Source organism: Mesorhizobium sp. M0016 (genome assembly GCF_040324035.1).
Classification (GTDB): Bacteria; Pseudomonadota; Alphaproteobacteria; order Rhizobiales; family Rhizobiaceae; genus Mesorhizobium.
Genome location: NZ_JAMYVM010000011.1, coordinates 59,462 through 77,679, shown reverse-complemented (window position 1 = coordinate 77,679; position 18,218 = coordinate 59,462). Strand labels below are relative to the sequence as shown.

The window sequence follows — 18,218 nt, the reverse complement described above, 5'->3', positions numbered from 1 at the left end:
ATCGAACCGAAGCCTAGCACAAAACAGCCGCGCATTGGGGCGGAAATCCGGACGATTGACCCTCGACCCACTGATTTACGAACGGTGGTAGGGATGTCCCGAAAGAATCGTTGCCGTCCGATAGAGCTGCTCGCCCAGCATGACGCGCACCAGTTGGTGCGGCCAGGTCGCCGCGCCGAACGAGACTATCAGCTCAGCCTGGTCGCGAATCGACTGGTCGTGCCCGTCGGCGCCGCCAATGGCGATGACCAGCGCCTTGCGGCCGCCGTCGCGCAACTGGCCGATACGGTTGGCGAAATCGTCTGAGGACAGGTTCTTGCCGCGTTCGTCGAGCAGGAACAGCGCCGTGCCCGGCTGCAACTGTGCCTGCAGCTTCTGGCCTTCCTCGCGGCGGCGCTCATTGGGGTTCTGGGCGCGTCCCTCGGCGATCTCGGCGACACCAGAGAATTCGAGCCCGATCGCCGGGCCGCTCTTGGCGAAACGCTCGAAATAGCGGTTGGCGAGTTCTCTCTCGGGGCCGGTCTTCATCCGGCCCACGGCATGAACTGCTATCTTCATCCCTGCCTCGGCGAGCTTTCAATCCATGTCGCACCCAGGATGGTTACGACATGAGACGGAGCTCAGTGCAAGGTCTCTTCCTCGAGGTCCGGCGCCTGCCACATCTTTTCAAGATTGTAGAATTCGCGGACTTCTGGGCGGAAGACATGGACGATGATGTCGCCTGAATCGATCAGGACCCAGTCGGCGCCGGACAGCCCCTCGACGCGCGCCGTGCCGAGACCGGCATCCTTGAGCGCCTTGAGGAGGTGGTCGGCGACAGCCGAGACATGACGGTGCGACCGGCCCGACGCGATGACCATATAGTCGCCGAGGCTCGATTTCCGCTGAATGTCGATTGAGACAATATTTTCGGCCTTGGAGTCTTCCAGACTGGCAAGGACTGTCTTGATGGCACGGGACACGGCGTCATCTACGCTGATCCTGGCCGGCGAAGGCATGATGTCAGCCTTCTTCCGCAATGCTGTTCTCAGTGTATTTCCTTTCGCAGCAAGAACAACCAAATCACCCACGAAATCAGGTGACACCCTATAGATAGGCAGAGTTCCCTTGCAGTTTCAAGACGGGAGGCCCTGCCACCGCGAACGCAGTGCAAGACTTCCGGTTCCGGAGCCTTGAGAAAAATCGGAACCCATGGCCGCGGCAGGGGTTATCGACACACCCCCCAAACGGATTTTCCTGATGCCAATCGACCCCCAGAACACGCTGCTCACCGTGCAGGCTGGCCTTGCGCAACTCAGCACACTGATCGTTTCCTATTCCTTCTCCGCCATCGGCGCCATCATCCTGCTGGTCGTCGGCTATCTCGTCGCCGGGCTCGCAGAACGATCGATCTCAGCCGGCCTCGGCCATATCCATGGTTTCGACGCGACGCTGCGCCATTTCTTCTCGAAGATCGTGCGCTACGCCATCCTGATCCTGGTGGTCATCATGGTGCTCGGCCAGTTCGGCGTTCAGACGGCCTCGATCATCGCCGCCATCGGCGCCATCGGGCTGGCAATCGGCCTGGCGCTGCAAGGCACGCTGCAGAACATCGCCGCAGGCATCATGCTTCTGGCGCTCAGGCCATTCCGCATCGGCGAATATGTCGAGGTCGGCGCCATTTCCGGCACCGTCGAGGAAATCGGCCTGTTCGCCACCAAGCTCCGCACGACAGACGGCGTCTATGTGCTGGCGCCCAATTCGACGCTGTGGAACCAGCCGGTGCGCAATTTTACCCGCAACGGTGTGCGCCGCGGAGACATCACGCTGAGCATCGGCTCCTGGAACGACATCGACCTGGCGCAGAAAACCATGCTGGGCGTTGCCGGCGGCGAGCGCCGCGTCAAGCGAGAGCCGGCGCCGATCGCCTTCGTCGCCACGGTGGGCGATGCCAGCGTCGCCATCACCTTGCGCTACTGGACCACGGCGGCGGATTTCTTCGCCACCCAGATCGATCTCACCAAACGCGTCAAGCAGGCGTTCGACGCCGAAGCCATTTCGGTTCCCGCACCTCCGCCGGAGGCTCGACAGGAAACTGCCGCCACCAGGCAGTAGGAGCTGTGAAACCGTTCAGCGCTTATCTTCCGGGGCGTAGGCGAGCTCCACCGGCAGCGGCGCCTGCGCCGACATCGGCGCGAAACTGCTGGTCTCCGTAGCGGGGACGGCGCGCGTGGTGGCCACTCGCCACAGCACGAACAGGCAGAAGACAGTGGCGATGACGATGGCCACATAAATGAAGGCCTGCGTGCCATAGACAGCCGACAGGGCCGTCACGATACCCGGCACGATGAACCCCGACAGCGACCAGGCAAACAGCAACGAACTCGACAGCGCCACCATGTCGTCCTTGCCGGCGCGGTCGGCGGCATGCGCGCTGGCCAGCGAATAGATCGATTCCGAGGCGCCGTCCCAGACGATGTAGATCACCACGAGCACCATCAGCGCGCCGCCGTCGAAGCCGATGGCCAGAATACCGGCGACGATGGCCAGTGCCGCAGCGCCGGCCAGCACGTAACGGCGATCGGTACGGTCGGAAATCCAGCCGAGCGGTATCTGCAGGATCAGCGTGCCGACGGGCATCGCCGACAAAAGCAGCGCCACATCGGCCTGGCTATAGCCTTTGGCCGTGGCATGGATCGGTGCGAACCCGGCGATCGCCATCGACAGACCGCCGACGGCCAGCATGCCGGCCACGCCGACCGGCGAGATCCGCCAGGCGCGGCCAAGCGCCACGGAGGCTGCGCGAGGTGGCGGCGGTTGAGCCAACCGCGTCATGCCGACCGGCAGGATCGACACTGCGGTGAAGGCAATGCCGATCAGCGGCGCCTGCGCCGTCGCGATGTCGACCGCCGCCAGCAGGGCATAGCCGACGCCAAGTCCGGCGACATAGGCGACGTAAAACACCGCCATCACCCGGCCGCGAATGGCGTTTGCGACGGCATCGTTGAGCCAGCTCTGGGCGACGATGAACAGGCCGCATATTGCAAAACCGTAAAGCGCGCGTGCCGCGATCCACAGCAGCGGGTAGGTGCCGGCGCCAATGGCAGCATTCGACAGCGCTATCAGCGCCGACAGCACCATGAAGGCGCGGGCGTGCCCGACGCGGCGCACCAGCGGCCCGGTCAGGATACAGCCGGCAAGCCCGCCGGCCGACAGGCCGGTGATGATCAGCCCGGCCCAGGTCGGATCGAAGCGCTCGACGCCAAGCCGGACCGGGATATAGGCGAACATCAACCCATTGCCGACCGCGATCAGCGCCATCGACACGATTACGCTGGCAATGGCGATCACGGGCGCCGGCGGGGCGCCATGATTGGGGTCGATGTCGGTCTGGTTCACTGAAGTGGCCATATCCAGCGCAGCATCGCCCAGCCAATCGCGAAAGGCCGCCGTAAAAGCGACATCGGCGATCTGGTCTTACGGAGTTACCCCTTGGCTTGCTGGCGAATAGCACTCGATGACAGCGACGAGCGTGGGCCGTGGATGAAGGTCCAGGCCGGCGCCTTCATGCGCGCGAGCCGGGGCGCATCACCCTCGTCGACGCGGGCATAGTCGAACGTCTTGGCCACGACCGAGGACAGGAAGGACAGCGTCGCGCCCGGGCGGTCGATGACCGCGATGGGGAAGGTCATGACGATCTGGCGCCAGCGCTGCCAACGGTGGAAATCGCGAAGTGAGTCGGCGCCCATGATCCAGACGAAGTCGACGCCGGGATTGCGTGCCTTGACCAGCGCCAGCGTGTCGGCGGTGAAGCGAATATGATACGCCGCCTCGAAGGCGGTGACCTTGATCTTCGGGTTCTTGGCGATCTGCTCCGACTGGAGCAGCCGGTCGCTCAGCGGCGCCAATTCCCTGGTGCTCTTCAGCGGATTGCCTGGCGTCACCATCCACCATAGCTGGTCGAGCGCCAGCCGCCTGAGCGCGATTTCCGCCACCAGCGCATGGCCGGCATGCGGCGGGTTGAACGAGCCGCCGAACAGACCGACGGCAAGGCCCTTTTCGGCATGCGGCATGCGGAGGTAGTGCGAGGGGATGGCGGGCTGAAGGGACGACAGCATGGTGCTAGGCACCCCCCTCTGCCCCACCGGGCATCTCCCCCGCAAGGGGGGAGATCAGCAGCTTCGGCAAAGGCACTTTTCTTGCAACGTTAGTGATTGGCGAAAGCGGAAGAAAAACCTGATCTCCCCCCTTGCGGGGGAGATGTCCGGCAGGACAGAGGGGGGTGTCTGGGCTCAATGCCTCAAGCCCTGACGCGAATGATTCAAGGCCTCACCTGTCCCGACCCGCGCACGCGGTATTTGAACGAGGTCAGCTGCTCGACACCAACCGGTCCGCGCGCGTGCATCTTGCCGGTGGCGATGCCGATCTCGGCGCCCATGCCGAACTCGCCGCCATCGGCGAACTGGGTGGAGGCATTGTGCAGGAGAATCGCCGAGTCGATCTCGCTGAAGAAGCGCTGCACAGCCTTTGCATCCTCGGCGATGATCGCCTCTGTGTGGTGTGAGGAGAACGTCTCGATATGGTCGATGGCGCCGGCAATCCCGTCGACCAGTTTTACCGCGATGATGGCGTCGAGATATTCGGTCACCCAGTCGGCATCGGTCGCCGGCTTGGCGTCGAAGAACAGCTTCATGACTTCCTGATCGGCATGGATCTCGCAGCCTGCCGCGCGCAGCGCGTCGAGGATCGGCACCAGATGTGTGGAGGCCACCGCGCGGTCGACCAGCAAAGTCTCTGCAGCGCCACAGACACCGGTGCGCCGCATCTTGGCGTTGACGGCGATCCTGACCGCCATGTCGAGATCGGCCGAGCGGTCGATGTAGAGATGGCAGATGCCTTCAAGATGGGCAAAGACCGGCACCCGCGCCTCGCTCTGGACGCGCCCGACCAGGCTCTTGCCGCCCCGCGGAATGATGACGTCGAGATTGCCGCCAAGCCCTTTCAGCATCTCGCCGACGGCGGCGCGGTCGGTGGTCGGCACCAGCTGAATGGCGTCTTCCGGCAGGCCGGCGGCCTTCAGCCCCTCGACCAGGCAGGCATGAATGGCGGCGGACGAATTGAGCGAGTCCGAGCCGCCGCGCAGGATCACCGGATTGCCGGCCTTGAGGCAGAGCGCGCCGGCATCCGCCGTCACATTCGGCCGGCTTTCATAAATGACGCCGACAACGCCGAGCGGCGTGCGCACGCGCTCGATCTGCAGGCCGTTGGGGCGATCCCAGGCGGCAATCACATCGCCGACCGGGTCCCTGAGCTCGGCGATTTCACGGATGCCATCCGCCATGGCACGGGTGCGCGCCGGATCGAGCTTCAACCGGTCCATGAAGGAGCCGGACAAGCCCGATTCGTGTCCGTTAGAGACATCGATGGCGTTGGCATCGAGAATCTGCTGCTGGCGCGCGATGATCGCGTCGGCCATGGCGAGAAGTGCGGCATCCTTGGCGGCGGCGGTCGCAATCGCCAACGGTCGGGCGGCCGCGCGGGCACGGCGGCCGATATCAGCCATCAGCGCGACGGTGTCATCCCCGGATTGTTCATGCAACTTCAGCATGTCTCATCCTCCGCTTACCTCGCCCCCGGCCCATACCTGGCCGGCAGCCCGTATCTGGTCACCCGGATCGCTCACCACCAGATCGTCCCTGTGGATCATCGCCGAGCGCGCCTCGTAGCCGAGCACGGTTTCGATCTCCGCTGTCTTCAGGCCTGCGATCCTTACGGCATCGGCGGCATCGTAGGCAACAAGCCCGCGCGCGATCTCGCGCCCTTCCGGCGACAGGATGGCCACCGTGTCACCGCGCGAGAAATTGCCGCTGACCAGCCTGACGCCGGCCGGCAGCAAAGATTTGCCGGACAGCAGCGCGCCGATGGCGCCGGCGTCGACGGTGAGCCGCCCGGCCGGTTCGAGCTGGCCGGCGATCCAGGTCTTGTAGCCTTTCACCGGATTGGCGCTCGGCCTGAAGAAGGTGGCGCGCTCGCCACGCTCGATCGCCATCAGTGGCGACAGCCTGGTGCCCGAGGTGATGATCATGGCGGTGCCGGCGGCGGTGGCGATCTTGCCGGCATCGAGCTTGGTGCGCATGCCGCCGCGCGACAGTTCGGATGCGGCCGCCCCGGCCATAGCCTCGATATCGGGCGTGATGCGGTCGACCACCGGAATGAATTTTGCATCGGGATCGCGCGCCGGCGGCGCCGTATAGAGCCCGTCAATGTCGGAGAGCAGCACCAGCAGGTCGGCGCCCATCATCGTCGCCACCCGGGCCGCCAGCCGGTCATTGTCGCCATAGCGGATTTCGGAGGTCGCCACCGTGTCGTTCTCATTGATGACCGGCACCGCCTTCATCTTGAGCAGCGTCGAGATCGTCGCGCGGGCATTCAGATAGCGGCGGCGCTCTTCGGTGTCGCCGAGCGTCAGCAGGATCTGGCCTGATTTCAGCGCGCCCTTGCCCAGCGCGTCCGACCACGCGCCGGCCAGCGCGATCTGGCCGACGGCCGCAGCCGCCTGGCTTTCTTCCAGCTTCAGCGCCCGTTTGCCGAGACCGAGAATGGTGCGGCCGAGCGCAATGGCGCCGGAGGACACGACCAGGATCTCGGCGCCACCATTGGCCAGCACCGCAATATCCTCGGCAAGCGAGGCAAGCCAGTCGCGCTTCAGGCCGCTGGTGCGGTCGACCAGCAAGGCCGAACCGATCTTGACCGTGATGCGCCGGTATTTTGTCAGCGACTGCGCCGTCATCGCTATCGGTCCCAGCGGGTCTCGACGGGAGCGGCAGCCCTGTCGCGCGCTTCGCCGACAACCGCCATCAGCGCGCGCAGCACCGCTTCGACGCCCTCGCCGGTGGCCGCCGACAGCAGCATCGGCGCGCGGCCGGCAGCGCGTTTGAGCGACGCAACCTTCTTCTTGCGCTCATCGGCATCGAGGATATCGACCTGGCTGAGCGCCACGATCTCGACCTTCTCGATCAGCCCATTGCCATAGGCGTCGAGCTCGGCGCGCACGGTCTTATAGGCTTTGCCCGGATTTTCCTCCTGCGCCGAAACCAGATGCAAAAGCACACGCGTGCGCTCGACATGGCCGAGGAACCGGTCGCCGATGCCGACACCCTCATGCGCGCCCTCGATGAGGCCCGGAATGTCGGCGATGACGAATTCGCGCGCATCGATGCGGGCAACGCCGAGACCTGGATGCAGCGTGGTGAAGGGGTAGTCGGCGATCTTTGGCTTGGCTGCGGTGACGGTTGCCAGAAAAGTCGACTTGCCGGCATTGGGCAGCCCGACCAGGCCGGCGTCGGCAATCAGCTTCAGCCGCAGCCAGACATTCATCTCTTCGCCGGGCTGGCCCGGATTGGCGCGGCGAGGCGCCTGGTTGGTCGAGGTCTTGAAATGCTGGTTGCCGAAGCCGCCATTGCCGCCCTTGGCCAGCAGGAAGCGCTGGCCGACCACGGTCAGGTCACAGATCAGCGTCTCATTGTCCTCGGCAAACACCTGGGTTCCGGCCGGCACCTTGAGCGTCACATCGGCGCCCTTGGCGCCGGTCATGTTGCGGCCCATGCCGTGGACACCGGTCTTGGCCTTGAAGTGCTGCTGGTAGCGATAGTCGATCAGCGTGTTCAGCCCATTGACCGCTTCCAGCCAGACATCGCCGCCGCGGCCACCGTCGCCGCCATCCGGGCCGCCGAACTCGATGAATTTTTCGCGCCGGAACGACACAGAGCCGGCGCCACCGTCGCCGGAGCGGATATAAACCTTGGCTTGATCGAGAAATTTCATTGGACTACGCAGTTTCTGTTGGCCTTGCGGCTTTGCTTTAGATCTTGCGCCTTGCTCTAAACCAAGGCGCGGCCAAGGGCGAGGCCGTTTTGCGACTAAAGCGCCGGATGCCCTTTTGTCGGGGACGCGGTAGCAGTGTTCGCGGACGGACCTTGAGGGGCGCGGGAATGAAGGTTGTGAGCTACAACATCCAGTACGGTATCGGTCTGGATGGCCGCTACGATCTCGGCCGCATCACCGAGGCGGTTCGCGGCGCCGACGTGATCGCGCTGCAGGAAGTGACCCGCAACAATCCGAGGAACGGCAACCGCGACATGGTCGCCGAGATCGGTGAGGCGCTGCCCGAATATTTTGCCGCCTACGGCAGCAATTTCGAGGTCAATGTCGGCTCGCGCCTGGAGGCCGGCCGCGCCATCACCACCACTTTCCAGCTCGGCAACATGGTGCTGTCGAAGACGCCGATCCATCTGTCGCGCAATCTGCTTTTGCCGCGCAGCCGCAGCCTTGAGGCGATGAACTTCCAGCGCGGCGCACTCGAGGCGCTGGTCGAGACCCCGCTCGGCTTCATCCGCTTCTATTCCACGCATCTCGACCATCGCAGTCCGGTTGAGCGCGCCAGCCAGATCCGTTTCCTGCGCCAGCGCCTGTTGAACTATGCCTTCGAGGGCGGCGGTCTCTCCGGCATTCCCGAGATCGGCCTGCCGGACCTGCCCTATCCCGAAGCCTTCATCGTCATGGGCGACTTCAACATGCTGCCCGGCTCGCCCGAATATGTCGAACTCGTCGGCCGCCCGGACCATGAATTCGGCATGCCCTTGACCGCCGATCTCGCCGTCGACGTCGCCCAGCGCCTGAACACACCAGACGTCGTCACCTGGGTCGATCCCACGCGACCCGAAGACACAAGCCGCCACAAGCGCATCGACTACATCTTTACCTCGGCCTCGCTCGCCGGATCGCTGAAGCGCCTGTGGGTCGACCCGCAAGCGGTCGGTTCGGACCATCTCCCGATTTGGGTCGAGATGGGCTGAGTTGAGCCCGATCCACAACCAACGTTTCCAAACCTGTCGTTTGGAGGCACGCGCCTAGGTGTTGAGATTCAGGTCAGGCCGAGCCGAAAACACTGGTTTTCGAGAACCGGAGCGGAGTGTACTTAAGTACGTGCACCGGAAGCGCATAAGACCCGCGTTTGCAGGCCGGCCTCACCTGAATATCAAAACACCTAGAAATGCACCCAGTTTCGAAGACTGATCCAGGTCTTTCTGTCCAGCCGGTACCGCTCGACCGGCACCTGGCCGGCGACGATCGAGTTCAGCATGCCCTGGCCGGCATACTGGAAGCCGCATTTGTGGATGACCCGGCGCGAGGCCGGATTGATCACCCGCGTCGAAGCCTGCAGCACGTGGATCGACGTCCGTTGGAAGGCAAGGTCGACCAACGCGTGCGCGGCCTCCGTCGCATAGCCGCGCTTCCAATAGGGCTCGCCGATCCAGTAGCCGAGTTCCAGCCCTCGATCGGTCATGTTGAGGCCGGCGCAGCCGACGAAAATGTCGGTGCCGGCGAGCGTCAGGGCGTAGGCGATGCCGGCCCGGCGCGACCGGGTCATAGCCAGGAAGGCGCGTGCCTCGGCCTCGCCATAGGGGTGCGGCATGCGGGCCAGCATCTCGGCGACGTGACGGTTGTCGGCAAGCTCGACCAGTTGCGCGATGTCGGCTTCACACGGGGCGCGCATCACCAGCCGCTCCGTGGCCAGCACCGGGCAATCTATCGCGTAACTTTCGTCTTCGGTGTCTTCCGCTTCGGCAACCATTCGACGTCCTCCAGGCAAGAAAAAAGGGGAGATGGAAAACCCATCTCCCCTGATCCTTTTCCTGGCTCCATTCACTGGTTTGGCCAGACACCGGTTCCCGAGATGGGCGCCGGTTTTATAGTGCGGAACCGGCTACTCCGCGGCTTTGGTAATCGGGTTGACCGATACGTAGGTTCGGCCGTTGGCTTTTTTGTTAAAGGTGACTGCGCCGGTCTCGAGCGCAAAAAGGGTGTGGTCCGTGCCCATGCCGACATTGACGCCGGGATGCCAGGTGGTGCCGCGTTGACGGATGATGATGTTGCCCGGGATGACGGCTTCGCCGCCGAACTTCTTCACGCCCAGACGCTTGGAATGCGAGTCGCGACCGTTGCGCGACGAGCCGCCAGCTTTCTTGTGTGCCATCTAACTAACTCCGATGCGCCCTGGGGCGCTTGAATGGTCTTATGAACGCGTTCGCGTTCCGTTTCAAGTCCGATCCGGCGACCTTGTCGCCGGTTCGTTTTACTTCTTCGCCAGTTCCTTGGCCTGCTCGCGCCAGTCGTTGATCTGGTCGGTGCTGAAGGGCATGTGCGCGTCGATCTTGGCCACGTCCTTGTCCGACAGCTTGGCAAGCTGGGCGAAGGTGGTGATGCCCTGCTCGTGCAGCTGGCCGGCGGCAACCGGGCCGATGCCCTTGATCACGGCCAAATCGTCCGGCTCGCCCTTCGGCGCCTTGAACAGCGGCGCGGCGACGGCGGCCTCCGTCTTGGCTTCATCCTTCGGAGCAACCTCGGCTTTGGCTTCCTTCTTCGCCTTGGCTTCCTTCGTCGCGGCCTCGGCCTTCGCCTCGGGCGCTACGTCAGCCTTGACTTCCTTGGCTTCCACCTTGGCTGCGGCCTTCTTGGAAGGCTTGGCGCCACCCAGCAGGATCTCGGCGATCCGCACGGTGGTCAGAAGCTGGCGGTGGCCGATCTTGCGGCGCGAATTCTGCCGGCGGCGCTTCTTGAAAGCGATGACGGTGCGGTTCTTGCCCTGCTCGACGACTTCCGCCGTGACCAGAGCGCCATCGACGAACGGGGCGCCGAAGGTGACATTTTCGCCTTCGCCATGGGCGAGGACGCTGCCGATTTCGACGATATCGCCGACATTGGCTTCGAGCTTCTCGATCTTCAGGAGATCGTTGGCGGCAACGCGATACTGCTTACCGCCCGTTTTAATGACTGCGAACATTTTTTGCCTTTCGCTGTTCGGTCGGCCTCGATGAGCCGCGTCACGCGGTTCGGCCGTCTTTTTGTCAGTCTGCGGGTTCGAAAAACAAGCGGCGTGGAAGAACCCTCCACGCCGATTGCGCGCTTCCCCTAACCGAAGGTTCGGTACGAGTCAAGGCAAACGGCCGGATTCCTTGGCCATGCGGCCTCCTTGCCGCGCCCGATCCCTCTGGTCGAGACCGGTTGGCCTATCTGCCGACGTGGCCGCGGCGCAGCCCTCCCGGCAAAGCCCGCACAGGAAGCTGAATTTCCCCGCGGATTTGGCCTTGTAACCTGCCCGCCCAGCCGTTATCTAGTGCGCCGCGCCGGCAACGGCCGACCATGACCGCGGAGAGGTGGCAGAGTGGTCGAATGCACCGCACTCGAAATGCGGCATGGGTGCAAGCCCATCGGGGGTTCGAATCCCTCCCTCTCCGCCACCCTACGCCCTGCGGGCTTCGGGTGGCAGGCCACCCGGAACCGCATCTGGGCGTAGGAGTGTCGCCCGAAGCTACGAAGTAGCGTAGGGGGGACCGGAACGAAGCAGGATGCCCTCCGAAGCTTCAGCGTAGAGGCTGCCGCTAGGCAACAAGGCCTTGCCTTATTTGGTTAACCTCTTCGATCGGGACTGGATGCCCGGTGAGGAAGCCCTGCATCAAATTTACCCCCAGGCGCTGCAGCAATATGTACTGCTCCTCCGTTTCGACGCCCTCGGCGAGCACGACATGGCCGAGATTGCGAAGCAGCCCGACCATGTCCCGCAACAGGCTCAAGCCACGAGACGTCTGGCAATCGTGGAGGAAGCTGCGATCAATCTTGACCACGTCGAATTTGAAGCGGCGGAGCCATGTCAAGCCGGCAAATCCCGTTCCGAAGTCGTCCAGCCAGATCTGAACGCCGAGTTTTCGCAACCGCTCCACGTTTCTTACCGCTTGCGCCTCCAGAAAGATGTCACTGCCTTCGGTGATTTCGATGGCCAGTTTCTGGGGCGCAAGGCCGTGCCTGCCAAGAATCTCGGTGATCCGGAGTGAAAAGTTAGGAGCCTTGAGCTGAAGAACGGAGACGTTCACCGTCACGACCGAGCCCAATCCGTATTCCGCCATGTCACCGCAGGCTCGATCGATCAGCCACGTACCCAGTTCCACGATCGCTCCGGTCTGCTCGGCAACGGGTATGAATACGGACGGACTGATCATGGTGCCGTCGAAGTCGCATACCCGCATCAGACTCTCGTGGCCCAGCACGCGTCCCGACGCCAGCTCGCGAATTGGCTGGTAGGCGACAGAAACGAGCTGGTTGGAAACTGCCACCTTCAGCAGTTCTGAAAGATTTTCGCCGGAGCGATCCTGGCTGGTGGCATGCGGGTCGTAAATCGTGAACGTAGCCCGACCGGCAAACTTGGACGCGTAGAGCGCGCGGTCAGCTTCCTGCAGCAGGATTCTAAGCTCTATGCTCTGATCGGCGCGCGTCAACGACGCCCCGGCACTGATCGTTACGATGTTGAGCTTGTCGCCCCGATCAGGGTGGTAGATATCCAAATCCTCTACAGCGCGACAGAATTTCTTCGTTATCTCATGAAGGTGAGCCCGCCCGGTGACCTTGCAGAGAATGACGAATTCTTCTCCGCCATAGCGGGCCGCGATGGCGTTGTTGGCAGCCGCCATCTCGGAGAGGACATGGGCGAGTTTGATCAGGCAATCGTCGCCGGCCTGATGACCAAGTCCGTCATTGAACCTTTTGAAGTAGTCGACGTCGATCAGAATGAGCCCTATCTCGTCGTCGTCCGCGGCCCAGTCTTCGCGCAGCTCCGAGAATTCTCGAATGATCGCCCTGCGGTTCTTCATTCCCGTGAGCGGATCGGTGTCGGCGATTTCGGTTAGCTTTTGCCCCTTCTTGATAGCAGCCTGCTCCTGGAATTGTGCCCGAAGCGCGTGCAGGAAGGTCTGGTAACGCTCCAGGCTCAGCCGCCACGAAAGATAAAGCGACAAGACGAGGCAGTTCACGAAATAGGCCGACAACACGACCCGACCGGCGATGTCGGCCTGAAGGGAGAACATCGCGGCGTACACAAAGCTTGCGGCGACCGTCGCGGAGGCAAGGGCTGAAAGCCAAAAACGGAAGTTGAAGAACAGATTCGCACCCAGGATGAACACGGTGCCAAAAACCATGAAATGGGAGAGGGCATCCTGATGCTCTGTTCCAACAGCGGAGACGAGCCACCCAAGGGCACCGGAGACAATCGCCAGCGCTGCTACAAGGTGCAAGGTGGCAAGGCCAAAGCCCCGTCGGGCGACAAATTCGACAAGCGCCAGGGAAGTGATCCCTAGCGTAACGCGCGTCAAAACAAGCCGGCCGGCGACATCCGGAAAGAGAAACCAATCGAAAAGGCCATAGGCCACATAGCTGAATACAGCAGCCGCAATACCCCATCGCACAAGACTGCGATTCTCATCGGCATCCTTCTGCAGGAACAGTGCCAGCAGTTCCGGATCGGCGGAATGCCACCGCGGACGTCCAATCGCTGCCGCCACCTTCTGGGCAACGTCCTCGCTCAGTTGCATCGCAACGCTCCTCCGCGATCTGCAGTAGCGAATGCAACAGCCGACGTCGCCTGCGGTCGGGGAATGAAGACGTCCCTGTCCGCAAGAAAAGTCAGATGTCGCTAACCGAGGGTAAACGGGCGGTTCGGATTTAGCCAGTTTGCAGGATTGATGGCCATTCCGTTGATCCAAATTTTACTAAAATTTTATTAAAATTGTTAGCATTGGTTGGCGGCGCACCTATGCTGCTGGCCGGGGACCGGGGCGGTAAACCGGAGAGTAAACGGCATGCCTATCAAGCCAAAACTGCAGCTCGACCAATACAGCCTGGTCACCACCAGGCTGATGAAGAAACATGTTGCGACCTCCGAAGAGGCGGCTGACTCCGACGAGTTGAGGGACAGCACGGCCCAGCTCGCCCTGATACTGGACCTTGCTCATCAAGCCTTTGCGCGAAACAAACCGGCCGCCCCCGTCGTCCATCGTTTGGCGGGGCGACTCCACAAGCTCCGCCGGCAGGTTGCTACCGCGGTTTGGCAGAAACTCGTTCCTTTGGCTCAGCAGCATCGGGTCGCGGAATATTTGCTCCAGGACCCGTTCACGCGGTGGTCGGTCGAAAAACCGCGCGGGTATTCGGGCGATGCAGGCCTGCTGGATATTTACTACAAGCATCCGATCGCCGACGAGATCGTGGCCTCGTCGACCTTACTTGGTCGGCAAATCTATGCGTACACCAGTGAAGCTGCCAGTTCGGTGGCGGGGCGCGAGCGGCGGGATATTCTGGCCAGGACCGTGGACGAGACGGCCAGCAGTGTGGAAAAGGCTGAGGTGCTGGCGATTGCCTGCGGCCACCTCAGGGAAGCCGAACGCTCCGACGCGTTGGCCAGGCATAAACTGCAGCGTTGGATCGGCCTGGATCAGGACCCCGTCAGCGTAGCCACGGTGAACCACGACTTTGCCGGCACGGCAGTCGAGGCAGTCCAGGGTTCCGTACGCGGCATCCTGCGCCGCGCCTACGCCCTTGGCACATTCGATCTCGTCTACGCATCGGGGCTTTACGATTACCTGCCCCGTGCCATCGGCGTCCGCCTGCTTCAAAGAGCCATGGAACTCGTCAAGCCCGGTGGCGAATTCCTGTTTGCCAATTTCAGCGACGAGATAACGACGGATGGTTACATGGAGACTTTCATGGATTGGCCGCTCATCCTACGTTCGGCCGACGATATGTGGGACATCATCAATGCCGCCCTCGGCGGGAGTCCTTTCGACGCGAAAGTCTACTATGGCTCGAACCGGAATATCGTTTACGGCAAGGTGAGGAAGGGCGATATCTAACTAGGCGCGGGAATCGCGCGCGCATCCCCGTAACAAGGTAGGTCTGCCATGACGAGGCCATGCCTTCGCCGGCTTTCCGGCGACGGGCGAGCAGGTCGTCCGGGCTGCGGGCGGCCTACGCCGTGTTCGTTCTGCTTGCCGCCATACAGATGTGGCGGCGGTTCCAGCAGCACGACGGTGCTGCCCGCTCGGCGGGCTGCGTCTGGCCGTGTTGCTGGCACTGCCGCTGATCGCCAGGCTGTCGGTCGTGCAATGCAACGCGACTGGCCGGCCTGATCAGGCCTCGAAATAGCGGGCACGATCGAGATCGGCGATAAGCCCCGGCCCGGTCAGCTGCCATCCCAGCGCAGTGCGGGTCTGCTCACTTGACGCCGACAAGTCCCTGCCGATGAAATGCCCGAGAAAGCCGAAATGCGCAGCCGCGTCCTCGGGGCCTATGGAAACGACCGGCAGGCCGACCCGGCGGCCGATGATCTCGGCGATCTCTTTGCTCGCCACGCCCTGTTCGGCAACCGCATGATAGCTGACGCCGCCCGCCCCCTTCTCCAGTGCCAGCCTGTACAGGGTGGCGGCTTCGAACCGGTGCACCGCCGCCCAGCGATTTGCGCCGTCGCCGACATAGGCCGAGACGCCCTTTTCACGCGCAATGGCAATCAGCATCGGCACGAAACCGTGATCGCCCTCGCCATGGACGGTCGGCGCCAGCCGCACCGTCGATGCGCGCACCCCGCGCGCTGCGAGCGCCACGGCCGTTGCTTCCGAAGCGCGCGGCATGGAGACCGATGGAGGCGCAGGTTTGTCGTCTTCGGTTGCCGGCCTTCCCTGCGCAAAACCGGCGAGTCCGGAGGTGACAAGCAGCGGCCGCTCGGAACCCTCGAGCGCCGCGCCGAGCGTTTCGATGGCGCGCTGGTCAACTGCGCAACTGGCGGCGAATCTCGAAAAGTCGTGGTTGAAGGCCGTGTGGATGACGCCATCCGATTGGGCAGCGCCGCTGCGCAGGCTGTCGAAATCCTCGATATCGCCGCGATGCGCCTCGGCACCCGCGGCCACGATCGACTCCGCACCTGCTTCCGACCGCGCGAGGCCAAGCACCTGATGGCCCGCCCCGAGCAATTCCCGCACAACAGCCGAACCGACAAAACCGGTAGCCCCGGTAACGAACACACGCATGATGATTTCTCCTTGGTTTTTGTCGAGGCCGTACAGGCAGCCCGTTGCGAAGGAGATAGAAGGTTGAGATCATACGATCTATACTGTAAAATCCGAGATATCTTCGCAATCGTCCGAGAACGCTCATGGATCCGCTGTCAGACGTGCTGTCGCTACTGAAGCCGCGCAATTACCTGTCGGCTGGGCTGGAAACCGGTGGCGACTGGGCGATCCAGTTTCCTGACCAGCAGGCCGCCATCAAATGCGGCGCCGTGGTGTCCGGCCGATGCTGGCTGTCGGTCGAGGGCGTCCCTGACGCGGTGCGGCTGGACGTGGGCGACTGCTTCCTGTTGCCGCGCGGCCGGCCTTTCCGCCTTGCCAGCGATCTCGGCCTGCCGACGGTCGATGCGCGAACGATCTTTTCACCGGCGCGGACCGGCGGCATCACCGTCCATAATGGCGGCGGCGATTTCCTCCTGGTCAGCAGTCGCTTCACGCTGTCCGGCGACCATGCCGGCATCCTCTTGCGGATGCTGCCGCCCATCGTCCACATCCGCGGCGAGAGCGACCATTCGGCGCTTCGCTGGCCGGTGGAGCGGATGATGCAGGAATTGCGCCAGCGGCGTCCCGGCGGCTTTCTCATCGTCGAGCACCTCGCCCACATGATCCTGATCGAGGCCTTGCGCCTGCATATGACCGCGCAAGGCAATGTCGGCTGGCTGTTCGCACTTACCGACAGGCAGATCGGCGCGGCGATCGGCGCCATGCACGAAGACCCGGCCCATGGCTGGACATTGCAGAAGCTGGCCGAGCGCGCCGGCATGTCGCGATCGACTTTTGCGCTCAGATTCAAGCAGACGGTCGGGGCCTCACCCCTGGATTATCTGACGCGCTGGCGCATGATGCTGGCCGGCGACCGGCTGATGCATTCCGGCGATCCGGTTTCCGTCATCGCCCTGGCGCTCGGCTACGAATCCGAAAGCGCCTTCAGCACGGCATTCAAGCGCGTCATGGGCTGTTCGCCGCGGCAGTACAGCCGCCGGGAGCCGGACCTGACTGCGCAGGCCGAACGCGAAGCCGCCTGAGGCGGCGATCCGATCGCCTTGATCACCTTGCCCTTAAAGGCTGTAGCGCGAACGAAACTCGGTGAACGACATCGCCAGATGGTTCTCGTCCACATGGCCGGTGATTCCGTCCACACTGCGCGAGTCGAGTTGTAGCGGGCGAGCCAGAGCGGACAATTGCCGAAGCCGCTCGGATTTCCCAGCGCGCTTCGACCGCTGCGGCCCTTCTGCTCAGATCGATCCCTTGCTTGCTCCATGGCATGCGCTTGACAATCGACTGATTCGCAACCCTTCGGGAATATAAGTATTTCTGTTAACTTAGGGATAATCGGCAGCAGGAACTAGATTTCAGACGCTCAATTGGCACGAGCAAAATCGCGTTTTTCATGCTTTCAGAATGACTTGCTCGCGTGCTGGCGGTTAACCGGCACCAACTTCTCCGATTTCCTTGCCTCTACGGCTGGGTAGCGCAATAGGGTTAATTGCGCGATTGCTAATATGCCTATATCTTAGGCGGCGCGGGGGGCCTCATATCTCCCCGCAGTGGCCGGTGCGGTGAAGCCCCACAAGCATGCCCAACCTGCACCGGCCATTCCCTATGGCTGGGTATGGTCTTCGCGCTCGGCAACTTTTCCAAGAGCTTCCGTGAAGCCTCTAGGACGCGTCGCGTTTCGGCGATGGTCGATTGCAGGGAGTCCAGTTGGCTCTCCGCTCGGAGCTGGCTACGGCGGGCGCTTTCAATGAACTGGTGGTCAGGTTCCCACCGGTCTTTCATCAGGCTTAGCCTCTCTGCAGACGAACGAACTTGTCGAGATGCAGGCGTATCCGCTGGCCCTCAGCATAGGACAGCGCAAACGGTTCAATCACGAATGATCGGGTAATTTCCTGGTCTTCCTTGGCCACAGGAACGGACCATCCGCCGCCGGCTTCGACCACTTCCACGCAAGGCAATGCTTTGCGGATTGGACCCACGTTTCCACCACAGCCTCTATACGAAAAGCAATGGTAACCTCGAGTTTTATACTCCCGTCGAAAGCGGGTTTTCAACAACAAAGATGGTCTGAATCATACCATTCGGGTCAGCGGATAGCGGCTGCCGAGGTAGCGTCTCCAAGGCCGAGAAAACCGCCATCCGCGCGCAACAGCGGGTTTCCATAGTCACGGCTACATCCGAAGAATCGACCGCATAGATTCAGGAATGTGTGTTGTCGTCACGGTTCCATACAATTTGGAAGGCCATTCCCCTACGGCAGGGTAGCGCCAAAATGAAAGGATAAGCGGGCGGGCAAGT

At 62.7% G+C, this 18,218-nt stretch carries 17 protein-coding genes and 1 tRNA gene; 5 read left to right on the top strand and 13 right to left on the bottom strand.

The window, feature by feature from the left end:
- Positions 1-75: 75 nt before the first annotated feature.
- Complete coding sequence (gene rlmH / locus NKJ88_RS17410; protein WP_352444835.1) at positions 76-558, bottom strand: 23S rRNA (pseudouridine(1915)-N(3))-methyltransferase RlmH; 483 nt, start codon at positions 556-558, stop codon at positions 76-78.
- 62 nt (positions 559-620) lie between these two features.
- The gene (gene rsfS, locus NKJ88_RS17405; RefSeq protein WP_023668698.1) at positions 621-998 is read right to left on the bottom strand and encodes a ribosome silencing factor; all 378 of its coding nucleotides are present in this window, start codon (positions 996-998) and stop codon (positions 621-623) included.
- Between the two features lie 241 nt (positions 999-1,239).
- Between rsfS and NKJ88_RS17400 the strand changes: the two genes are divergently transcribed.
- Entirely contained in the window at positions 1,240-2,094 is an 855-nt protein-coding gene (locus NKJ88_RS17400; protein ID WP_023736854.1) for a mechanosensitive ion channel family protein, read from the top strand.
- A 15-nt stretch (positions 2,095-2,109) separates the two neighbouring features.
- Here the strand turns inward: NKJ88_RS17400 and NKJ88_RS17395 are convergent, their stop codons facing one another.
- The 5 genes from NKJ88_RS17395 to obgE all read right to left on the bottom strand — a co-directional run bounded on the left by NKJ88_RS17395 (position 2,110) and on the right by obgE (position 7,803).
- Positions 2,110-3,390, bottom strand: a complete 1,281-nt coding sequence (locus NKJ88_RS17395; protein WP_023818237.1) for an MFS transporter — start codon at positions 3,388-3,390, stop codon at positions 2,110-2,112.
- A 74-nt stretch (positions 3,391-3,464) separates the two neighbouring features.
- Positions 3,465-4,097, bottom strand: a complete 633-nt coding sequence (locus tag NKJ88_RS17390) for a nicotinate-nucleotide adenylyltransferase (RefSeq protein ID WP_023744954.1) — start codon at positions 4,095-4,097, stop codon at positions 3,465-3,467.
- 203 nt (positions 4,098-4,300) lie between these two features.
- Positions 4,301-5,587, bottom strand: coding sequence for a glutamate-5-semialdehyde dehydrogenase (locus tag NKJ88_RS17385; RefSeq protein ID WP_023684121.1), 1,287 nt, complete (start codon positions 5,585-5,587; stop codon positions 4,301-4,303).
- Positions 5,588-5,590: 3 nt separating this feature from the next.
- Entirely contained in the window at positions 5,591-6,769 is a 1,179-nt protein-coding gene (proB, locus tag NKJ88_RS17380) for a glutamate 5-kinase (RefSeq protein WP_023684120.1), read from the bottom strand.
- A gap of 2 nt (positions 6,770-6,771) precedes the next feature.
- On the bottom strand, positions 6,772-7,803 hold the full coding sequence (gene obgE / locus NKJ88_RS17375; protein ID WP_023668691.1) for a GTPase ObgE: 1,032 nt from the start codon (positions 7,801-7,803) through the stop codon (positions 6,772-6,774).
- Between the two features lie 167 nt (positions 7,804-7,970).
- Between obgE and NKJ88_RS17370 the strand changes: the two genes are divergently transcribed.
- On the top strand, positions 7,971-8,834 hold the full coding sequence (locus NKJ88_RS17370) for an endonuclease/exonuclease/phosphatase family protein (RefSeq protein ID WP_023668690.1): 864 nt from the start codon (positions 7,971-7,973) through the stop codon (positions 8,832-8,834).
- 191 nt (positions 8,835-9,025) lie between these two features.
- On the opposite strand, the gene NKJ88_RS17365 is transcribed toward NKJ88_RS17370, so the two are convergent.
- From NKJ88_RS17365 to NKJ88_RS17355, 3 genes are all read right to left on the bottom strand, one after another.
- A complete protein-coding gene (locus NKJ88_RS17365) occupies positions 9,026-9,613 on the bottom strand; it encodes a GNAT family N-acetyltransferase (protein WP_023684119.1) in 588 nt (195 codons plus the stop codon).
- Between the two features lie 132 nt (positions 9,614-9,745).
- Positions 9,746-10,015 (bottom strand): 50S ribosomal protein L27, encoded by a 270-nt coding sequence (gene rpmA / locus NKJ88_RS17360; RefSeq protein WP_015315190.1) that lies wholly within the window; start codon positions 10,013-10,015, stop codon positions 9,746-9,748.
- 99 nt (positions 10,016-10,114) lie between these two features.
- Positions 10,115-10,822 carry a 50S ribosomal protein L21 gene (locus NKJ88_RS17355; RefSeq protein WP_023684118.1) on the bottom strand — a complete coding sequence of 236 codons (708 nt, stop codon included), beginning with the start codon at positions 10,820-10,822 and terminating at the stop codon, positions 10,115-10,117.
- A 367-nt stretch (positions 10,823-11,189) separates the two neighbouring features.
- On the opposite strand from NKJ88_RS17355, the gene NKJ88_RS17350 reads away from it, so the two are divergent.
- A tRNA-Ser gene (locus tag NKJ88_RS17350) sits at positions 11,190-11,279 on the top strand.
- 141 nt (positions 11,280-11,420) lie between these two features.
- On the opposite strand, the gene NKJ88_RS17345 is transcribed toward NKJ88_RS17350, so the two are convergent.
- Positions 11,421-13,400, bottom strand: a complete 1,980-nt coding sequence (locus NKJ88_RS17345) for a putative bifunctional diguanylate cyclase/phosphodiesterase (protein WP_023693166.1) — start codon at positions 13,398-13,400, stop codon at positions 11,421-11,423.
- Positions 13,401-13,667: 267 nt separating this feature from the next.
- Here NKJ88_RS17345 and NKJ88_RS17340 point away from each other — a divergent pair, with 267 nt between their 5' ends.
- Positions 13,668-14,714, top strand: coding sequence for a class I SAM-dependent methyltransferase (locus NKJ88_RS17340; RefSeq protein ID WP_023732980.1), 1,047 nt, complete (start codon positions 13,668-13,670; stop codon positions 14,712-14,714).
- Between the two features lie 276 nt (positions 14,715-14,990).
- Here NKJ88_RS17340 and NKJ88_RS17335 read toward each other — a convergent pair whose 3' ends face one another.
- Positions 14,991-15,884 (bottom strand): SDR family oxidoreductase, encoded by an 894-nt coding sequence (locus tag NKJ88_RS17335; RefSeq protein ID WP_352444831.1) that lies wholly within the window; start codon positions 15,882-15,884, stop codon positions 14,991-14,993.
- A 125-nt stretch (positions 15,885-16,009) separates the two neighbouring features.
- Here NKJ88_RS17335 and NKJ88_RS17330 point away from each other — a divergent pair, with 125 nt between their 5' ends.
- On the top strand, positions 16,010-16,948 hold the full coding sequence (locus NKJ88_RS17330) for an AraC family transcriptional regulator (RefSeq protein WP_023668685.1): 939 nt from the start codon (positions 16,010-16,012) through the stop codon (positions 16,946-16,948).
- A 759-nt stretch (positions 16,949-17,707) separates the two neighbouring features.
- Here the strand turns inward: NKJ88_RS17330 and NKJ88_RS17325 are convergent.
- Positions 17,708-17,869, bottom strand: a complete 162-nt coding sequence (locus tag NKJ88_RS17325; protein ID WP_352444830.1) for a hypothetical protein — start codon at positions 17,867-17,869, stop codon at positions 17,708-17,710.
- Positions 17,870-18,218 lie beyond the last annotated feature (349 nt).

What these genes read in the sequence shown, in the direction of transcription:
- rlmH (WP_352444835.1), bottom strand. Translation starts at nt 558, where the DNA reads ATGAAGATAGCAGTTCATGCCGTGGGCCGGATGAAGACCGGCCCCGAG.
- rsfS (WP_023668698.1), bottom strand. Translation starts at nt 998, where the DNA reads ATGCCTTCGCCGGCCAGGATCAGCGTAGATGACGCCGTGTCCCGTGCC.
- NKJ88_RS17400 (WP_023736854.1), top strand. Translation starts at nt 1,240, where the DNA reads ATGCCAATCGACCCCCAGAACACGCTGCTCACCGTGCAGGCTGGCCTT.
- NKJ88_RS17395 (WP_023818237.1), bottom strand. Translation starts at nt 3,390, where the DNA reads ATGGCCACTTCAGTGAACCAGACCGACATCGACCCCAATCATGGCGCC.
- NKJ88_RS17390 (WP_023744954.1), bottom strand. Translation starts at nt 4,097, where the DNA reads ATGCTGTCGTCCCTTCAGCCCGCCATCCCCTCGCACTACCTCCGCATG.
- NKJ88_RS17385 (WP_023684121.1), bottom strand. Translation starts at nt 5,587, where the DNA reads ATGCTGAAGTTGCATGAACAATCCGGGGATGACACCGTCGCGCTGATG.
- proB (WP_023684120.1), bottom strand. Translation starts at nt 6,769, where the DNA reads ATGACGGCGCAGTCGCTGACAAAATACCGGCGCATCACGGTCAAGATC.
- obgE (WP_023668691.1), bottom strand. Translation starts at nt 7,803, where the DNA reads ATGAAATTTCTCGATCAAGCCAAGGTTTATATCCGCTCCGGCGACGGT.
- NKJ88_RS17370 (WP_023668690.1), top strand. Translation starts at nt 7,971, where the DNA reads ATGAAGGTTGTGAGCTACAACATCCAGTACGGTATCGGTCTGGATGGC.
- NKJ88_RS17365 (WP_023684119.1), bottom strand. Translation starts at nt 9,613, where the DNA reads ATGGTTGCCGAAGCGGAAGACACCGAAGACGAAAGTTACGCGATAGAT.
- rpmA (WP_015315190.1), bottom strand. Translation starts at nt 10,015, where the DNA reads ATGGCACACAAGAAAGCTGGCGGCTCGTCGCGCAACGGTCGCGACTCG.
- NKJ88_RS17355 (WP_023684118.1), bottom strand. Translation starts at nt 10,822, where the DNA reads ATGTTCGCAGTCATTAAAACGGGCGGTAAGCAGTATCGCGTTGCCGCC.
- NKJ88_RS17345 (WP_023693166.1), bottom strand. Translation starts at nt 13,400, where the DNA reads ATGCAACTGAGCGAGGACGTTGCCCAGAAGGTGGCGGCAGCGATTGGA.
- NKJ88_RS17340 (WP_023732980.1), top strand. Translation starts at nt 13,668, where the DNA reads ATGCCTATCAAGCCAAAACTGCAGCTCGACCAATACAGCCTGGTCACC.
- NKJ88_RS17335 (WP_352444831.1), bottom strand. Translation starts at nt 15,884, where the DNA reads ATGCGTGTGTTCGTTACCGGGGCTACCGGTTTTGTCGGTTCGGCTGTT.
- NKJ88_RS17330 (WP_023668685.1), top strand. Translation starts at nt 16,010, where the DNA reads ATGGATCCGCTGTCAGACGTGCTGTCGCTACTGAAGCCGCGCAATTAC.